The organism is Klebsiella sp. 64 (genome assembly GCF_018223915.1).
In the GTDB taxonomy this organism is placed as follows: Bacteria; Pseudomonadota; Gammaproteobacteria; order Enterobacterales; family Enterobacteriaceae; genus Klebsiella; species Klebsiella pneumoniae.
Window position 1 is genome coordinate 308,603 of sequence record NZ_JAGRQZ010000005.1, and the last position, 17,240, is coordinate 325,842.

The window sequence follows — 17,240 nt, forward strand, 5'->3', positions numbered from 1 at the left end:
AGAATACGCACTGACTATTGCAGTGAACCTTTGGGAGTACAAACAATGCAAGAGAATTATAAGATTCTGGTTGTGGATGACGACATGCGCCTGCGTGCGCTGCTCGAGCGTTATCTGACCGAGCAGGGCTTCCAGGTTCGTAGCGTGGCGAACGCCGAACAGATGGATCGTCTGTTAACCCGTGAATCCTTCCACCTGATGGTGCTGGATCTGATGCTGCCGGGCGAAGATGGTCTCTCTATCTGCCGTCGTCTGCGCAGCCAGAGTAACCCGATGCCGATCATTATGGTGACGGCGAAAGGCGAAGAGGTCGATCGGATCGTGGGTCTGGAGATCGGGGCTGACGACTATATTCCGAAGCCGTTTAACCCGCGCGAACTGCTGGCCCGCATCCGGGCGGTGCTGCGCCGCCAGGCGAACGAGCTGCCGGGCGCGCCGTCGCAGGAAGAGGCGGTTATCGCCTTTGGTAAATTCAAACTGAACCTGGGTACCCGCGAGATGTTCCGTGAAGACGAGCCGATGCCGTTGACCAGCGGCGAATTCGCGGTCCTGAAGGCGCTGGTGAGCCATCCCCGTGAGCCGCTGTCGCGCGATAAGCTGATGAACCTCGCCCGCGGCCGCGAATACTCTGCGATGGAGCGCTCCATCGACGTACAGATCTCCCGCCTGCGCCGCATGGTGGAAGAGGACCCGGCGCATCCGCGCTACATCCAGACCGTCTGGGGTCTGGGCTACGTCTTCGTCCCGGACGGTTCTAAGGCATGAAACGCGTGCGCTTTTCGCCGCGCAGCTCCTTTGCTCGCACACTGCTCCTGATCGTCACCTTGCTGTTCGTCAGCCTGGTGACGACCTATCTGGTGGTACTGAATTTCGCGATCCTGCCGAGTCTCCAGCAGTTTAATAAAGTGTTAGCCTACGAAGTGCGTATGCTGATGACCGACAAACTGCAGCTGGAGGATGGCACCCAGCTGGTGGTGCCCCCGGCGTTTCGTCGTGAAATTTATCGCGAGCTGGGGATTTCGCTCTATTCCAATGAAGCGGCGGAAGACGCAGGCCTGCGCTGGGCGCAGCATTATGAATTCTTAAGCCAGCAGATGGCCCATCAGCTTGGTGGCCCCACAGAGGTGCGGGTAGAGGTCAATAAAAGCTCCCCTGTGGTGTGGCTGAAGACCTGGCTGTCGCCCAATATCTGGGTGCGGGTGCCGCTGACCGAGATCCATCAGGGCGACTTCTCGCCGCTGTTCCGCTATACCCTGGCGATCATGCTGCTGGCGATAGGCGGCGCCTGGCTGTTTATTCGTATTCAGAACCGCCCGTTGGTGGATCTGGAGCACGCGGCGCTGCAGGTCGGGCGCGGCATTATTCCGCCGCCGCTGCGCGAGTATGGCGCCTCCGAAGTGCGTTCGGTGACGCGCGCCTTTAACCATATGGCGGCGGGCGTGAAGCAGCTGGCTGATGACCGTACGCTGCTGATGGCCGGGGTCAGTCATGATTTACGAACCCCGCTGACCCGCATTCGTCTGGCCACCGAGATGATGGGCGAGCAGGACGGCTATCTCGCGGAGTCGATCAACAAAGATATTGAAGAGTGCAACGCCATCATCGAGCAGTTTATCGACTATCTGCGCACCGGGCAGGAGATGCCGATGGAGCTGGCGGATCTGAATGCGGTGCTGGGGGAAGTGATCGCTGCGGAGAGTGGCTATGAGCGGGAAATCGCCACCGCCCTGCAGGCCGGCGAGATTCCGGTACGTATGCACCCGCTGTCTATCAAGCGCGCGCTGGCGAATATGGTGGTCAACGCGGCCCGCTATGGCAATGGCTGGATCAAGGTCAGCAGCGGCAGCGAAGCGAGCCGGGCCTGGTTCCAGGTAGAAGATGATGGACCGGGGATTAAACCTGAGCAGCGGGAGCACCTGTTTCAGCCGTTTGTACGCGGCGACAGCGCCCGCAGCACCAGCGGCACCGGGCTGGGGTTGGCGATTGTTCAGCGTATTATCGACAATCACAACGGCCGGCTGGAGATTGGCTCCAGCGAACGCGGCGGGTTACTGATCCGCGCCTGGCTGCCGGTGCACCGGATGCTGGCGCCGATGAAACCCGCCAGGGAGAGCTGATCGCGCCCGCGGTTAGCTGCTCAGGATGTTGCACAATAAAAAGCCGGGCAAGCCCGGCTTTTTCACCTTTGCGCCCGTTAGCGCTGCGGTCCTGCCGCCACCAGCGCGGCGCCCGCTGGCGTATCGGTATACTTCTCAAAATTCTCAATAAACAGCTTCGCCAGCTGGTCGGCTTTTTCCTGCCACTGCTCCGGGGAACCATAGGTGCTGCGCGGATCGAGGATGTGGGTATCCACGCCCGGGAGCGCCGTCGGGATCTGCAGGTTAAACATCGGCAGGGTAAAGGTCTCCGCGTTGTCCAGCGAGCCATTGAGGATGGCGTCGATGATCGCGCGGGTATCTTTAATCGAGATGCGCTTGCCGGTGCCGTTCCAGCCGGTATTGACCAGATAAGCCTGTGCGCCAGCCGCCTGCATGCGTTTGACCAGCACTTCGGCGTACTGCGTCGGGTGCAGCGACAGGAAGGCGGCGCCGAAGCAGGCGGAGAAGGTTGGCGTGGGTTCGGTTACGCCGCGCTCGGTGCCGGCCAGTTTGGCGGTAAACCCGGACAGGAAATGGTACTGCGTCTGGTCGGCGGTCAGGCGGGAGACCGGCGGCAGGACGCCGAACGCATCGGCCGTCAGGAAGATCACTTTGGTGGCGTGACCCGCTTTAGACACCGGCTTAACAATGTTGTCGATGTGGTCGATGGGGTAGGAGACGCGGGTATTTTCGGTCTTTGAACCGTCATCGAAATCGACCGTGCCGTCGGCGCGTACCACCACGTTTTCCAGCAGGGCGTTGCGGCGGATGGCGTGATAGATATCCGGCTCGGCCGCTTCAGAGAGTTTGATGGTCTTGGCGTAGCAGCCCCCTTCGAAGTTAAACACGCCGTCGTCATCCCAGCCATGTTCGTCATCGCCAATCAGGCGGCGTTTCGGGTCGGTGGAGAGGGTGGTTTTGCCGGTGCCTGAGAGGCCGAAGAAAATGGCGACATCGCCTTTCTCGCCGACGTTGGCTGAGCAGTGCATGGAGGCGATGCCCTTCAGCGGCAGCAGGTAGTTCATGATCGAGAACATCCCTTTCTTCATCTCGCCGCCGTACCAGGTGCCGCCGATCAGCTGAATGCGCTCGGTGAGGTTGAAGGCGACGAAGTTTTCCGAATTGAGGCCCTGCTCTTTCCACTGCGGATTGGTGCATTTCGCGCCGTTCATCACGATGAAGTCGGGCTCGAATTCAGCCAGCTCTTCATCGCTCGGACGGATGAACATGTTTTTAACGAAGTGCGCCTGCCAGGCCACTTCGGTAATGAAACGTACGCTGAGACGGGTATCGGCGTTGGCGCCGCAGAAAGCGTCGACGATAAACAGGCGTTTACCGGACAGTTGCTGGGTCACCAGCCCTTTCAGATGCTGCCAGGTTTCCTGCGAAAGCGGCTTGTTGTCGTTTTTACCTTTGCCTTTATCGGACCACCAGACGGTGTCGCGGGTGGTGTCGTCGCGCACGAGATACTTATCTTTCGGAGAACGACCGGTAAAAATGCCCGTGTCGACGGCGATAGCCCCCAGAGTGGTTAATACGCCACGTTCGTAGCCTTCCAGGTTCGGGTCGAGCTCTTCCTGAAACAACATGTCGTAGCTGGGGTTGTGGACGATATCCTGGACGTCATTGATACCATAAGCCTTGAGATCCTGCGGGGTTAAACCATGATTAACGCGCATGTCACTGCTCCTTAGCCAAGATGTACTGCTGTAAATTGTAGGGTTAATTGCCGGGTATTGACCGCGACCAGGCTCATAGATTTACGTATCTCGACATTCCTCAGAATGACGATAAAAACGGTGACTCCTGTCACGAAGTGGAGTGGATTATCTCAGGAAATGGACGGATGGTGGGGTTAGATGTTTCTCAATGGTTAAAAAGTAATTAAAAAAACTGCCGAAATGTGAATGTAATCGCTTTCCTGAAATTAAATTACGTAACTCTTTCAGGGAAAATCGATTCAACTCGCGAATAAATTAAAAGTCAGGCACAACGCGACAAACAACATTGCCGCCCTGTGCCTGAGAAAGATGCGGGGATTAATGAACCTGCGGATCGGCCGGAGAGGCGTTATTACGGATCTCGGCAATATCCATGGCATTGAAGATATAGTGGTTACCGCAGTAGTCGCAGTGCATGTCAATTTCGCCTTCGTCGGCGAGGATGCTATCAATCTCTTCATCCGGCAGCGTCTTCAGCGCGCCGGCGCAGCGTTCGCGGGAGCAGGTGCACTTGAACTCCACGCTCTGCGGGTCGTAGACCGTGACTTCTTCTTCATGATACAGGCGCCACAGCACATCATTTGCCGGCAGGGTGAACAGCTCTTCCGCCTTAATGGTCTCGGTAAGCGTCGCCAGGTGCTCGAAGTCGGCAGTCTGGGCATCCTGCGCCGGCATCACCTGCAGCAGCATCCCGCCCGCCATCGGCTGGCCTTCATGATCGCCGGTGCGGATGATAAGGCGCGTCGGCAGCTGCTCTGAACGCTGGAAATAATCTTCCAGGCAGGCGGCCAGCGTATCGCCTTCCAGACCGACCACGCCCTGATAGCGCTCACCTTCTTCCGGAGAGATGGTAATGACCAGGTAGCCGTTGCCGACCATCGTTTTCAGATCCGCATCGTCCGCAATCTCGCCCTGCACGCGCGCGACGCCGCGCAGCTGCTGCTGGTTATTGCCGTTGATCACCGCCAGCTGTAAAGGGCCATCCCCCTGCAGCTGTACGGTAATGTCGCCGGCAAACTTCAGCGTCGCGGTCAGCAGACTGGTGGCGACCAACAGCTCCGCCAGCACCGTTTTGACCGGTTGGGGATAGGTGTGATTCGCCAGAATCTGTTCCAGGGTTTCCGACACCGTCACCAGCTCGCCGCGCACGGCATAGTTTTCAAACAGATAACGATGTAATTGATCGTGTTGAGTCATAATCATCTCTCTTTCTGGCGCGAGTTATTCACTCTCGCCGTGTTTAAATCTCATCAGGTCGCGGCGCTCTTTCTTGTCCGGACGTCTGTCAGGGTGCGGCATGGTCAGGGCGTTCATTTTGCGCGCCAGGGCCATTTTTTCACGCTTCTCGATACTCTCCGCCGTCTCTTCATACAGGTTGACGGCTTCGCTTGCCGGGCGGCGCTGTTCGGTAATGCCGATAATGCGCACCGTCCGCTCGTCGTTGCCCTGGCGCAGCGTCAGCATGGCGTCGAGTTCGACGATTTTTCCGGGTTTGCTACGTTGTCCGTTGTAATGAACCTTGCCGCCTTCAATCATTTCCCGCGCCAGCGCGCGGGTTTTGTAAAAGCGGGCGGCCCAAAGCCATTTGTCCAGTCTGACGGTTTCGGTGGGCTTCTCTTTCATCGCCTCTCCTTCGGGGTAAGCGAAGGGATCAGTCGTCGGTAATCATTCAGCCCCGGATGGCGCAGATACTGCTTTTCCGCCAGTCCGGAGTCAGGATTGGTAATACCCAGGCAGTAACGAATGCCAAACTCCCTCGCGGCATCCAGTATCGCCTCGCTGTCGTCGACAAACAGCGTTTTGTGCGCCTCAAGGCCAGTTTCCTCCGCCACGGCGCGCCACAGACGCTGATCCTCTTTCGGATAACCAAATGTGTGGGTGGAAAGTAATAAATCAAGGTGCGCGTCCAGGCCGGTGTGTTTGAGCTTCACCGCCAGATTGTGGGGATGGGCATTGGTCAACAGAATGCGTCGCTTACCGCAGGCCTTGAGCGCATCAAGGAACGGCACGGTATCCTCGCGCAGCGTGGCGCGCGGACCTTGTTCGCTGGTCATCGCACAAATATCCAAACCCAGGCGCTCGCTCCAGTAATCCAGACAGTACCAGTTTAGCGTATGCTGCACGGCGTGATACTCCTGGCGCATGGCCTCTTTCGCCTCCTGCAAATTGAGGCCGCGGGCGGCCCCCCAGGTTTCAGGCACCAGCGTTTGCCAGAAGTAGTTGTCGAAGGCGAGGTCCAGGAGCGTGCCGTCCATATCCAGCAGAACGGTATCGACCTCCTGCCAGGCGATATCAAAGTGCATGATGACTCTCCAGCGAGCGGAAAATGGGCGACAGGGTATCACACCCTGTCGCCGGGAAAATTAATCTTGCGAGTCAGATGAGGGGAGCAAAACCGGATTAAGGCAGCTTTCGTAATATTTCTGAATCTCTTCCATACGCTGACGATGGCGTTGATAACGACGCAGGGCCTGCACGGCGTGGTAAGCCATGCACCCCACCATTGACAGCAGCAGCAGGGTGATGCCCAGATAACGCCACAGGCCGCTGCGGTCGGGGATGCGATGCAGGTTGATATGCTGCGTGCCGTTGGCGTCAGTAAACAGGTTGGTAACGATACCTTCGGCATGGAAGGGGGTATGCATGAGCATACCGGCCAGCCGCCGCAGTTCGCCCCACTGCTCATGGGCCGGATAATCATACAGACTCACCGCCGGCCACGGCTGATTGACCAGTACGCTGCCCTCATCGCTGGCGATAAGAAAACCGCCGGGAGCCGGGCTGTTCAGCGCCTGCGCGGCCCGCGAGGTTTCGCGTATCACAAAGGGCGCGGTTGAGGTGGTCACCAGATTCTCCAGCGACTCGGCGCTGACCGGCCGCAGCAGCACGTTCACGCCATCCAGCTTGCCGGCGGTGGCGCGCTTGGTTAACGTTTCCCAGTTACGGGTATTGCCAAGATTGACCAACGCATTCTTCAGCCGCAGGCAATCATCCTTTGCCGAGCAGAGATCGTTAGTTTTCTGCACGATATCGCCGAAATCATCCAGTAGCACCATGCCTGATTTCTGAATGGCGGAGCGTAGGGCAGGGCTGACGCGGGAATCATCGTCGGTTTCCGGGTGCAGCTGGCGCTGGACGGACTGCATCAGGGCGGTCGCTTTGCTGACAATGTCAGACTCCGGCAGCGGCAGAGGAGGGGCGTCGTTCCACACAATCTGTGAACAATCGAAAGGCAGGAACGGCGAATCCTCTTTGGCGGACCAACTGCCCGGCGTGCGGATATTACACATCCCGGTACCGGTCAGGCGCAGCGTATCGCCAATGCGCACATGGGCTTTTTCCAGCTGGCTGACGGTAGTGGCTTCAATCGTTTGCGCGCCCTTCAGCCACGACAGGGTGAACTTAAACGGCATATTCAACGGTACGCTGGCCCACAGCATAATCACCACCACCAGGGCGCCGGCGGCGATAATCGCGCTGCGTAGCCAGTACTGCAGCGGGAAGTTTTTCACTTCATCATGAAGCGACAGGTAGCGTCCCTGACGGGCCACGTGGCGGTTGAGATAGATATCAATATCGGTCTGCTGCCCCAGGTCCTGGGCAATCCAGGGTTGCCAGTGGCGCGGATAGATGAGATCGATAATGCCCAGCGAGATGTTATTGATTTGCTCCTGATCGTTTTCGCCAAACAATCCCCAGCGCTTAGGGACGCCCCGCAGGCAATGGATTTCGCGCAGCGCGGCGCGACGCGGCGGGGCATAAATCCCCCACAGTCCGGCGGCGAGCAGCAACAAACCTGCGGCGACCAGCCAGGGGGTAAAGACAGCTGGCCCAATCAGGCTGAAATAAAAGAACAGAAAGGAGGCGACGATCAGGATCGCTTCGCGCAGCCCGTCCGGGCGATTCAGAGCGTGTTCTTCAGGCGTTTCCCGACGGATCTGCCGCAACTCTACCTGCTCGCTCTCTTCGCCGCGAATGGAGGCCTGGGTGGCCGAAGCGCGTTCCAGGGCGTAGCTTTGCGCTTCCTGGCGATAGTCGCTCAGGCTATGACCGTTAAGGGTGATAACCAGCGGCAGGCTGTCGGTGGGGATCAGCTCGACGCTGTTTTCATCGTTGATATGCTGTTCCCAGAACGGCGGCAGATGAACTTCAACCGAATCGAGGAAATAGCGCCATTTATTCGGCGCGTCGGTGGTGATCCCGTAGCGGGTGATGGCGCGTGTCACCGCATAGACGGTATCACTCTGTTCGTTCAGCGCCAGAGCGACAGGCGCGCTGGTCGCACCGGACGCCGGCACCTGCTGGGCGTGGCTCAACTCGGCAACATACTTCTCAATAGCCTGGCGCTCATCCGCAGGAAGCTGCCGCGTGGTAGCGTCGCTAAAGGCGTGCAGTAGGGGGAGTCGGCGGCGTCTGGCGTGAGCGCGATACCACCATCCGATGAGCAATACGCAGATTAGCAGAGCTGTAAGGAATATCAGAAAGGTGCCCATGCCCATCCCATCAAAGTTATTTTTTTCTTACGAAATCGTCGGTGAACGTGAAGACTAACGTCAAGCTGCAGTGTTAGCGGCGCACCTGCTTACAGGGTAGTGAATATGTCATGCAGCAGCGCACAAGCTTACCAAAAACGTTAAAGCGCAGAAATCGGTAAATTCTCAAAGCGAATTCAAGCTATTGACTTTTTTATCTTTATTACTTTTCCCCCTGCAGGGAAAAGGTTACAACTCTGTAAATAAGTAGCAATTTGGATTGCCGAAAGCGTGTTGCGTATCGCACAATGACTGCTTAATCACAGCATAGACCGATGACAATGAGCAAATCATTACAAAAACCCACCATTCTCAATGTTGAAACTGTCGCCCGTTCGCGCCTCTTTAATGTCGAAAGCGTCGATCTGGAGTTCAGCAACGGTGTGCGTCGCGTTTATGAACGTATGCGGCCTTCCACCCGTGAAGCGGTGATGATTGTGCCGATTGTGGATGATCACATTATTTTGATTCGTGAGTATGCCGTGGGGACGGAGTCCTACGAGCTGGGCTTCTCCAAAGGGCTGATTGATCCAGGTGAAACCGTGGATGAAGCGGCCAATCGCGAGTTGAAAGAAGAGGTTGGCTATGGCGCCAATAAGCTGACGTTTTTGAAGAAGCTCAGTATGGCCCCCTCCTACTTCTCCAGCAAAATGAATATCATGGTGGCGGAAGATCTCTATCCGGAGTCACTGCCGGGCGATGAACCTGAGCCGCTACCGCAGGTGCGCTGGCCGCTGGCGCAGCTGATGTCGCTGCTGGATGAAGAAGATTTTAACGAGGCCCGTAACGTCAGCGCGCTGTTTTTAGTGCGGGAATGGCTGCAGGCCCAGGGCCGACTCTGAACGAGCGTCCACGCTAAGCAGCAATAAAAAAGCGCCCGCAGGCGCTTTTTTTGTCAGAACAATTCGTGGGTTTCACCGCCGCCGTCAGTCAGGGTGGTGCCCACCTCACGGACTGCCTGCTGGGTGGGCTGGGTTCCTTCAATAAAGTACTCCGCCCGGCTATTGCCCCCGTTCGCCAACTGACCAGTGCTGCGGTCGATATTCACCGTGACGATACCCGGCGGCGGAGTTAACGGTTCTTCCGGAACGCCTTCCAGCACGCTCTTCATAAAGCTGTCCCAGGCCGGCTGGGCGCTTTTGGCACCGCCTTCATAGCCAGAGATCTGATCTTTAATCGCTCCGGAGGCGGTGGTCCGGCCAAGATCGCGACGATGATCGTCAAAGCCGATCCAAACCGAGGTCACCACGCCCGGTCCGTAGCCTGAGAACCAGGCGTCCTTCGAGCTGTTGGTGGTCCCGGTTTTCCCACCGATGTCATGCCGCTGCAGATCGCGTCCGGCGCGCCAGCCGGTGCCCATCCAGCCCGGCTCGCCAAAGATGTTGCTGTTCAGCGCGCTCTTGATCAGGAAGGCCAGCGGTGTGTTAATCACATGCGGCGCGTATTCCTGTGCGCCGCTCTGCGCGACCAGCGACTGGTTGGCCTGCTCCAGCTGCGGCTGCGGCGGCACGTTGCCATTCTGCGGTTCCGCGGAGGTGGCGACATCTTCCACATCCTTGTTTTCCAGCACGTTGGATTTTGGCGTATCGCCGTAAATTACCGGTAAATCACACTGCGGACAGGCAATTTTCGGACGCTCCTCGAAGAGGACCCCGCCCTGATCGTTCTCAATCTTACTGATAAAGAAAGGATTGACCAGGAAGCCGCCGTTGGCCATCACCGAATAACCGCGAGCGACCTGCAGGGGCGTAAAGGAGGCTGAGCCCAGCGCCAACGATTCCGTGTGGACAATGTTCTGCGCCGGGAAGCCAAAGCGCTGCAGATACTCGGCGGCGTAGTCTACGCCCATGGCGCGCATAGCGCGCACCATCACCACGTTTTTCGACTGCCCCAGGCCCTGGCGTAAACGAATCGGACCGGCATACTGCGGCGGCGAGTTCTTCGGCCGCCAGTCGGAACCTGCGCCCGCATCCCAGCGCGAGATCGGCACATCGTTGAGCATACTTGCCAGCGTTAAGCCTTTATCCATCGCGGCGGTATAGAGGAACGGTTTGATGTTGGAGCCGACCTGGCGCAGCGCCTGGGTGGCGCGGTTGAATTTGCTCTGGTTAAAGTCAAACCCGCCGACAAGGGCAATAATCGCGCCGTTTTGCGGGTTAATGGAGACCAGCGCTGAGTTGACGTCCGGGAGCTGGGACAGCCACCAGCTGTCACCCACCTTGCGTACCCAGATCTGCTGCCCGGCCTGCACAACGTCGTTGACTTTACGCGGGGTCGCCCCTTGCTGCGTATCAGAGATAAAGCGACGGGCCCAGCGCACGCCCTCCATCGTCAGCGAAACGGAGTCGCCGTTAGCCAACAGCGCGACAGCCTCCTGGGCATTCGCGGAGGTGACCACCGCCGGGAAAAGCGGACCGTAGCCAGACTGACGCTTCAGCGAATCGACGATCTTCTTCGTCTCCCACGGCGTTTCGCCGACTTTCCACAGTACGCTGGCCGGGCCGCGGTAGCCGTGACGCATATCGTAATCCAGCACGTTATTGCGTACCGCCTGCTGGGCCGCCTGCTGGTTTTTGCGGGTAATGGTGGTATAGACCCGATAACCGTCTTCGTAGGCCTGCTCGCCGTAGCGATTCACCATCTCCTGGCGCACCATTTCACTCAGGTAAGGGGCGGAGAAGGCGATTTTCGGCGCGTGATAGCTGGCGTCGATGGGTTCGCTGCGCGCCTCATCGTATTGCGCCTGGGTGATGTACCCTTCGCTCAGCATACGCGACAGCACCACGTTGCGACGGGCGGTCGCGCGATCCATCGAATAGAGCGGGTTAAAAGTGGAAGGCGCTTTCGGCAGACCGGCAATCACCGCCATCTCACTCAGGGTCAGTTGGTCGATAGGTTTGCCAAAATAGACCTGCGCCGCGGCGCCGACGCCATAGGCGCGGTAGCCGAGGTAGATCTTGTTCAGATACAGCTCAAGGATTTCATCTTTATTCAGCAACTGCTCGATGCGGATGGCCAGAAAGGCCTCTTTAATCTTACGCATCAACGTCTTCTCGGGGCTGAGAAAGAAGTTACGCGCTAACTGCTGGGTGATGGTGCTGGCGCCCTGGGAGGCGTGGCCTGAAAACATCGCCACGCTGGCGGCGCGGAAAATACCTACCGGATCGACGCCGTGGTGCTCATAGAAGCGGCTGTCTTCGGTGGCGATAAACGCTTTCACCAGCTCGGGGGGAATTTGCTGCAACGTCACAGGGATACGGCGCTTTTCGCCGTACTGCGCAATAAGCTCACCGTCGGCGCTATAGACCTGCATCGGGATCTGCAAACGCACATCCTTCAGGGTTGCGACGTCGGGGAGTTGCGGCTCTATGTATTTGTAGAGGCCAAAAATCGAGCCTGCTCCCAGCAGTACGCAACAGACTGCAAGGATCAATAGATACTTTACGAACTTCACCGGTGTTTTCCCATTTAGTTTTATTTGGGCAGTTTATAAACAAACGCGCGGTAGTATAAAGGCAAGCCAGGTGCATTGATATAGCCGGGCAGTTTTGCCGGATAAGGAGATCGTAAGCATGGCTTTCAGAAACTGGCGGCTTGGAATGCATATCCAACAGGATAGCATTGCCATTGTCGCGCTATTGCATGAACGTTCACACTGGGCGCTGCGCCGCTGGTGGCGTATCCCATTGCCGCCGGGGCTGGTACGTCAGGGAATGGTGGCGGACGTCAGCGCACTCGGTTCGCGGCTGGCCGCCTGGCGGCGGGAGCTACCGGCGCAGCATCAGGTTAGTATCGCCTTTCCCGCGGTGCGCACACTGCAAAAGCGTCTTCCGTATCCCCAGTTCGCCCTGCGGGAGCGGGAACAGGCGACGTGGGTAGCCAGCGCCATGAGCCAGCAGCTGGCAATGCCTGCCTCCGCGCTATGTATTGATTATGCGCCTACCTCGCGGGATGACGGCTGGCAGGTTACGGCGGCGCAGCGGCTGGATATCAATGTTCTGCGGGAGCTGGCAGGGCGGCTGCGGCTGCGGGTGGCGGCCATCGTACCGGATGCCAGTGCGCTCGGCGCCTTTTTCCCCTGGATGACTGCGGCAGACCAGGGCCTGGCGTGGCGGGATGAAAAGCACTGGCTGTGGGCGACCCGTGAGGCCTGGGGCAGCGACGCCTGCGCTGATGTCGGGTCCTTAAGCCAGCTGGCGGGGCAGCTTCAGATTCCGCTGCGCCTGTGTATTGACGCGGGCGATGAGGCCAGTCGCTTTGATGTCTGGCAAGTGATTCACCGTCGGCAGCCCCCGCTGCCAGCCGATGGCGATCGTTACGCCATTGCCCTTGGGCTGGCGCTGGGAGGCGGGCGGCATGACGCATGTCGTTAATCTTCTTCCCTGGCGCGACCTGCGTCGCCGCCAGCGCCTGCGCTACGTCCTGTTGTTAACCATCGGCATTGTGCTGCTGGGCGGGATGGGCCTGCTGGTGAGCCGAACGGCGCGTCTGCAGCGTGACTTCCTGGCGACGCTTCACACGACGGCCGACGCGCAGCTGCTCGCCTCGCTTAAGCAGCGCGAGCAGGCGATGCGTGAGGCGTGGCAGCAGCATCAACGGCAGCGCCAGCAGTACCAGCGCAGATCGGCGATCGCCGCATGGCAACCCAGGCTGCAGGCGCTGGCGGCAGATCTGCCCGCGCAGGCGTGGCTGACGCGGCTGGAGTACCAGGGCGTACTCCTCACGCTGGACGGCCTGGCTCTTAACCTGCAGGCGCTAACCAGCGTGGAGGCTGCGCTGACTCGCGTCGCGGGATTCGCGCCGGCAAAAGCCGGCGGGACCCAGCGCGACGCCGAGGGGCGTTGGCAGTTCAGTTTTACCCTGACGGGAGCGCGCGCTGATGCGGATTAACCTTCGGGGCGCCTGGACAGGGCTGCCGATCCTGCTCGCAATGGGGCTGTCGGGAGGCGGCGTGGCGCTCTGGCGCGATCTGCGCCCGCCGCAGGCGGCGGTAACCCGTGATGCGGCGTTGCAAACGCAGTGGCGGCGGATCATGGCGCTGCGCATCCCCGGCGAGGAAAATCCCGGGGCGCGCATCGACACGCAGTCATTTTCGCCCATAGCCATTCCGCTCTCCGGAGCGAAGCTTATCGCCTGGCGTCCGCAGGGAAGCGGCGGCGAGATAGAGCTGACCCTGTCCTGGTCAACGGTACCCGCGCTTTTTTCCTGGCTGGCGCGCTGCGGGATGAATCCGCGTTCGTTTTCGCTGGGCCGTGAGGCGCAGACGCTCCGCCTGCGACTGCTGCTGGAGGCGGAAGATGAGCGGTAAACGCTGGATCTTCCTGTGGCTACCGCTGTCGCTGCTGGCGGCCGAGCGTGACCCTTTCCAGCCGGTTGAGGATCCCTGCCGCACGGCGCAGCTTTCGCAATGGCGCTATGGCGGGGCGGTTGGGGATGATGCTGGCTGGACGGGGTTTCTGCAGGATGGGAACGGAAAGTGGCGACGGGTACGCATGGATGAGCAATTGCCCACGGGCTGGCGGGTGAGCCGGCTGACGGCCGGTGAGCTGGACATCGTCACGTCTTCGGGATGTGAACCGCCAGCGTGGCGCTGGCAACGTGAAGGGAAACAACATGATGCGATGGATAAGCCTGCTGCTTCTGCTGCTGCCGCTGGCGGTGGCCCCCGCCGCCCGCAATGATAAACCGGTTTCGCTGGTGATTGACGATGCGCCAGTGGCCCAGGTGCTGCAAGCTCTGGCCGAAATGAACCATAAGAACCTCGTCGTCGCGCCGGACGTCAGCGGCACGCTCTCCCTGCGTCTGCAGAAGGTTCCCTGGAGCCAGGCGCTGCGGGCGGTAGCGGATAGCGCGGGTCTCTCTTTGCAACAGCAGGGTACGGTCATCTACGCGCACACTCAGGCCTGGCAAAAGGCAAATCAGGCGCAGCGTGAAGCCGAACAGGAGAAACGCCTGCAGAACCTGCCCCTGCAGGCGGAGAGCGTGACCCTGCACTTTGCCGACGCTGAGGAGCTGGCTAAAAGCGGCGGAAAGCTGCTCAGCGCCAGGGGACACCTGATGGCGGACAAGCGGACTAATCGGCTGCTGATCCGCGATGATGCCCGGCACCTGCCGGCGTTGAAGGCCTGGGCGCAGGAGATGGATCTGCCGGTCGGCCAGGTGGAGCTGGCCGCCCATATCGTGTCGATGAGCGAAACCAGCCTTCGTGAGCTGGGGGTGAAGTGGCGGCTTGCGGAAGCCGGAAGCCCGCCAGGCTCCGGGCAAATCACCACCCTAAGCAGCGATGTATCGGTAAACGATGCCAGCACCCGCGCAGGGTTTAACATCGGCAAGATCAACGGTCGCTTGCTTGAGCTGGAGCTATCCGCGCTGGAGCGCAAGCAGCAGGTCGAAATTATTGCCAGCCCGCGTTTATTGGCCTCCCACATGCAGCCTGCCAGCATCAAGCAGGGAAGCGAGATCCCCTATCAGGTTTCCAGTGGCGAAAGCGGCGCCACTTCGGTGGAGTTCAAAGAGGCGGTGCTGGGCATGGAGGTCACGCCGACGGTGCTGCAGCAGGGAAGAGTGCGGCTTAAGCTGCGAATAAGCGAGAATACGCCAGGCCAGGTGCTGAAGCAGGAAAACGGCGAAGCGCTGGCCATCGATAAGCAGGAGATAGAGACCCTGGTGGAAGTTCGCAGCGGCGAGACTTTAGCGTTGGGCGGCATCTTTTCGCAGAAAAACAAAATCGCCCGCGACAGCGTCCCGCTGCTTGGCGATATCCCGGTACTGGGACGTCTGTTTCGTCGTGACGGGAAAGATAATGAACGTCGCGAACTGGTTGTCTTTATTACGCCACGGATTCTGGCAGTACGTTAAGCAGGTTTTTCATGCTAAACACGTTTCAGGTGTTTGACGTGAGGACGGATTTAGCATACAAGGGGTACCGATTTGAGAGTCGGGTACGACATCAATCCTCCCTTTATTGTCCGGCGATTTTATTCAGTTGCCAAACCAGCCGGAGTATTGAGATAATTTTTAGTCTGACTCTCGCTCTATTGCATATGAGGTTTCAGTTCATGCCCTGCGGCGCTGGGTGTCTGCGAAGCGGGTTTATCATTAACGAATAGTCTTAGTAGTACCGAAAAAATGGCAGAGAAACGCAATATCTTTCTGGTTGGGCCTATGGGTGCCGGCAAAAGCACTATTGGGCGCCAGTTAGCCCAACAGCTCAACATGGAATTTTACGATTCTGATCAAGAGATTGAGAAACGCACTGGCGCTGATGTGGGCTGGGTCTTCGATGTTGAAGGCGAAGAAGGCTTCCGTGACCGTGAAGAGAAAATTATCAATGAGTTGACGGAAAAACAGGGGATTGTGCTGGCGACTGGCGGCGGCTCTGTAAAATCCCGTGAAACGCGTAACCGTCTCTCCGCCCGCGGCGTGGTGGTCTACCTGGAAACTACGATCGAGAAGCAGTTGGCCCGTACGCAGCGCGATAAAAAGCGTCCTTTGCTACAAGTCGATGCGCCGCCTCGTGAAGTGCTGGAAGCGCTGGCTGACGAGCGTAACCCGCTGTATGAAGAGATCGCCGATGTGACTATCCGCACAGACGATCAGAGTGCGAAAGTCGTCGCGAACCAGATTATTCATATGCTGGAAAGCAACTGATTCTGGCTTAATAAAAGTGCGTCAGAGTAATAGTCATTGAGGTGGATGTCGCGTTATGGAGAGGCTTACTGTTACCCTCGGGGAACGTAGTTACCCGATTACCATCGCGGCTGGTTTGTTTAACGATCCAGCTTCCTTCCTGCCACTCAAGTCGGGCGACCAGGCTATGCTGGTCACCAACGAAACGCTGGCGCCGCTTTATCTGGATACCGTCCGCTCTGCGCTGGAGCAGTCAGGGGTCAACGTTGACAGCGTCATTCTGCCAGACGGCGAGCAATACAAAAGCCTGGCGGTGATGGATACCGTGTTTACTGCGCTGTTGCAAAAACCACATGGCCGCGACACCACTCTGGTGGCGCTTGGCGGGGGGGTGATCGGTGATTTAACCGGTTTCGCCGCGGCAAGCTATCAGCGCGGCGTGCGTTTCATCCAGGTCCCTACCACCCTGTTGTCGCAGGTCGACTCGTCGGTCGGCGGCAAAACCGCAGTGAACCACCCTCTCGGCAAAAACATGATTGGCGCCTTCTGGCAGCCGGTTTCCGTGGTAGTTGATCTTAACTGTCTGAAAACTCTGCCGAAGCGCGAGCTCGCTTCCGGACTGGCTGAGGTCATCAAGTACGGGGTGATCCTGGATGGTGAATTCTTCAGCTGGCTGGAAAACAACATTGATGCGCTGCTGGCGCTGGACGATACCGCCATGGCGTACTGCATTCGCCGCTGCTGTGAACTGAAAGCGGAGGTTGTGGCAGCCGACGAGCGTGAAACCGGGTTACGTGCTTTACTCAATCTTGGACATACCTTCGGCCATGCTATCGAAGCGGAAATGGGCTACGGTAACTGGCTGCATGGCGAAGCGGTGGCGGCAGGTATGGTGATGGCGGCACGCACGTCCGAACGGCTGGGGCAGTTCCGCGCGCAGGATACTCAGCGCATTATCGAGCTGCTCAAGCGTGCAGGCTTACCGGTACGCGGCCCGCAGGAAATGAGTGCGCAGGCGTATTTGCCCCATATGATGCGCGATAAAAAGGTACTGGCTGGCGAAATGCGGCTGGTGCTCCCGCTCGCAATAGGAAGCAGCGAGCTGCGCGGCGGAGTGCCGCACGATGTGGTTCTTGGCGCGATTGCTGATACTCAGCAGGCGCAACAATAAGAAGGTCTGGCCGCGTTCGCGCGGCGTTATCATTTCGGGTGATGTGCAA

Annotated in this window: 16 protein-coding genes; 10 read left to right on the top strand and 6 right to left on the bottom strand. The window is 58.7% G+C overall.

Features of this window, described 5'->3' with window-relative positions; genetic code table 11:
• The first annotated feature begins 45 nt into the window (after nt 1-45).
• Complete coding sequence (gene ompR / locus KHQ23_RS07010) at nt 46-765, top strand: two-component system response regulator OmpR (protein WP_001157751.1); 720 nt, start codon at nt 46-48, stop codon at nt 763-765.
• Nucleotides 762-2,117 (top strand): two-component system sensor histidine kinase EnvZ, encoded by a 1,356-nt coding sequence (gene envZ / locus KHQ23_RS07015; RefSeq protein WP_002920333.1) that lies wholly within the window; start codon nt 762-764, stop codon nt 2,115-2,117. Before ompR ends, envZ begins: the two co-directional genes overlap by 4 nt.
• A gap of 77 nt (nt 2,118-2,194) precedes the next feature.
• On the opposite strand, the gene pckA is transcribed toward envZ, so the two are convergent.
• The 5 genes from pckA to KHQ23_RS07040 all read right to left on the bottom strand — a co-directional run bounded on the left by pckA (nt 2,195) and on the right by KHQ23_RS07040 (nt 8,352).
• Nucleotides 2,195-3,817, bottom strand: a complete 1,623-nt coding sequence (gene pckA, locus KHQ23_RS07020; protein ID WP_002920331.1) for a phosphoenolpyruvate carboxykinase (ATP) — start codon at nt 3,815-3,817, stop codon at nt 2,195-2,197.
• A gap of 360 nt (nt 3,818-4,177) precedes the next feature.
• Nucleotides 4,178-5,062 carry an Hsp33 family molecular chaperone HslO gene (gene hslO, locus KHQ23_RS07025; RefSeq protein ID WP_004188324.1) on the bottom strand — a complete coding sequence of 295 codons (885 nt, stop codon included), beginning with the start codon at nt 5,060-5,062 and terminating at the stop codon, nt 4,178-4,180.
• Between the two features lie 18 nt (nt 5,063-5,080).
• Entirely contained in the window at nt 5,081-5,482 is a 402-nt protein-coding gene (hslR, locus tag KHQ23_RS07030) for a ribosome-associated heat shock protein Hsp15 (protein ID WP_002920326.1), read from the bottom strand.
• Nucleotides 5,479-6,162: a GMP/IMP nucleotidase gene (gene yrfG, locus KHQ23_RS07035; protein WP_002920324.1), complete on the bottom strand. Its 684-nt coding sequence runs from the start codon at nt 6,160-6,162 to the stop codon at nt 5,479-5,481. Before yrfG ends, hslR begins: the two co-directional genes overlap by 4 nt.
• Before the next feature lie 60 nt (nt 6,163-6,222).
• Nucleotides 6,223-8,352 (bottom strand): intracellular growth attenuator family protein, encoded by a 2,130-nt coding sequence (locus KHQ23_RS07040; RefSeq protein WP_004174025.1) that lies wholly within the window; start codon nt 8,350-8,352, stop codon nt 6,223-6,225.
• Between the two features lie 320 nt (nt 8,353-8,672).
• Here KHQ23_RS07040 and nudE point away from each other — a divergent pair, with 320 nt between their 5' ends.
• Nucleotides 8,673-9,233, top strand: coding sequence for an ADP compounds hydrolase NudE (gene nudE / locus KHQ23_RS07045; protein ID WP_002920321.1), 561 nt, complete (start codon nt 8,673-8,675; stop codon nt 9,231-9,233).
• Nucleotides 9,234-9,286: 53 nt separating this feature from the next.
• Here nudE and mrcA read toward each other — a convergent pair whose 3' ends face one another.
• Nucleotides 9,287-11,845 (bottom strand): peptidoglycan glycosyltransferase/peptidoglycan DD-transpeptidase MrcA, encoded by a 2,559-nt coding sequence (mrcA, locus tag KHQ23_RS07050; protein WP_004185951.1) that lies wholly within the window; start codon nt 11,843-11,845, stop codon nt 9,287-9,289.
• A gap of 118 nt (nt 11,846-11,963) precedes the next feature.
• On the opposite strand from mrcA, the gene KHQ23_RS07055 reads away from it, so the two are divergent.
• The 7 genes from KHQ23_RS07055 to aroB all read left to right on the top strand — a co-directional run bounded on the left by KHQ23_RS07055 (nt 11,964) and on the right by aroB (nt 17,191).
• Entirely contained in the window at nt 11,964-12,764 is an 801-nt protein-coding gene (locus tag KHQ23_RS07055) for a hypothetical protein (RefSeq protein WP_004174027.1), read from the top strand.
• Complete coding sequence (locus tag KHQ23_RS07060) at nt 12,748-13,281, top strand: PilN domain-containing protein (RefSeq protein ID WP_004174028.1); 534 nt, start codon at nt 12,748-12,750, stop codon at nt 13,279-13,281. Before KHQ23_RS07055 ends, KHQ23_RS07060 begins: the two co-directional genes overlap by 17 nt.
• Complete coding sequence (locus tag KHQ23_RS07065; RefSeq protein WP_004889463.1) at nt 13,271-13,699, top strand: hypothetical protein; 429 nt, start codon at nt 13,271-13,273, stop codon at nt 13,697-13,699. Before KHQ23_RS07060 ends, KHQ23_RS07065 begins: the two co-directional genes overlap by 11 nt.
• Nucleotides 13,689-14,072 carry a HofP DNA utilization family protein gene (locus KHQ23_RS07070; protein WP_004889465.1) on the top strand — a complete coding sequence of 128 codons (384 nt, stop codon included), beginning with the start codon at nt 13,689-13,691 and terminating at the stop codon, nt 14,070-14,072. Before KHQ23_RS07065 ends, KHQ23_RS07070 begins: the two co-directional genes overlap by 11 nt.
• Nucleotides 14,005-15,249 carry a DNA uptake porin HofQ gene (gene hofQ / locus KHQ23_RS07075; protein WP_073553670.1) on the top strand — a complete coding sequence of 415 codons (1,245 nt, stop codon included), beginning with the start codon at nt 14,005-14,007 and terminating at the stop codon, nt 15,247-15,249. The genes KHQ23_RS07070 and hofQ overlap by 68 nt, the downstream gene beginning before the upstream one ends.
• A 270-nt stretch (nt 15,250-15,519) precedes the next feature.
• A complete protein-coding gene (gene aroK, locus KHQ23_RS07080) occupies nt 15,520-16,041 on the top strand; it encodes a shikimate kinase AroK (RefSeq protein WP_002920267.1) in 522 nt (173 codons plus the stop codon).
• A 55-nt stretch (nt 16,042-16,096) separates the two neighbouring features.
• Entirely contained in the window at nt 16,097-17,191 is a 1,095-nt protein-coding gene (gene aroB / locus KHQ23_RS07085; RefSeq protein ID WP_004150047.1) for a 3-dehydroquinate synthase, read from the top strand.
• Nucleotides 17,192-17,240: the final 49 nt, after the last annotated feature.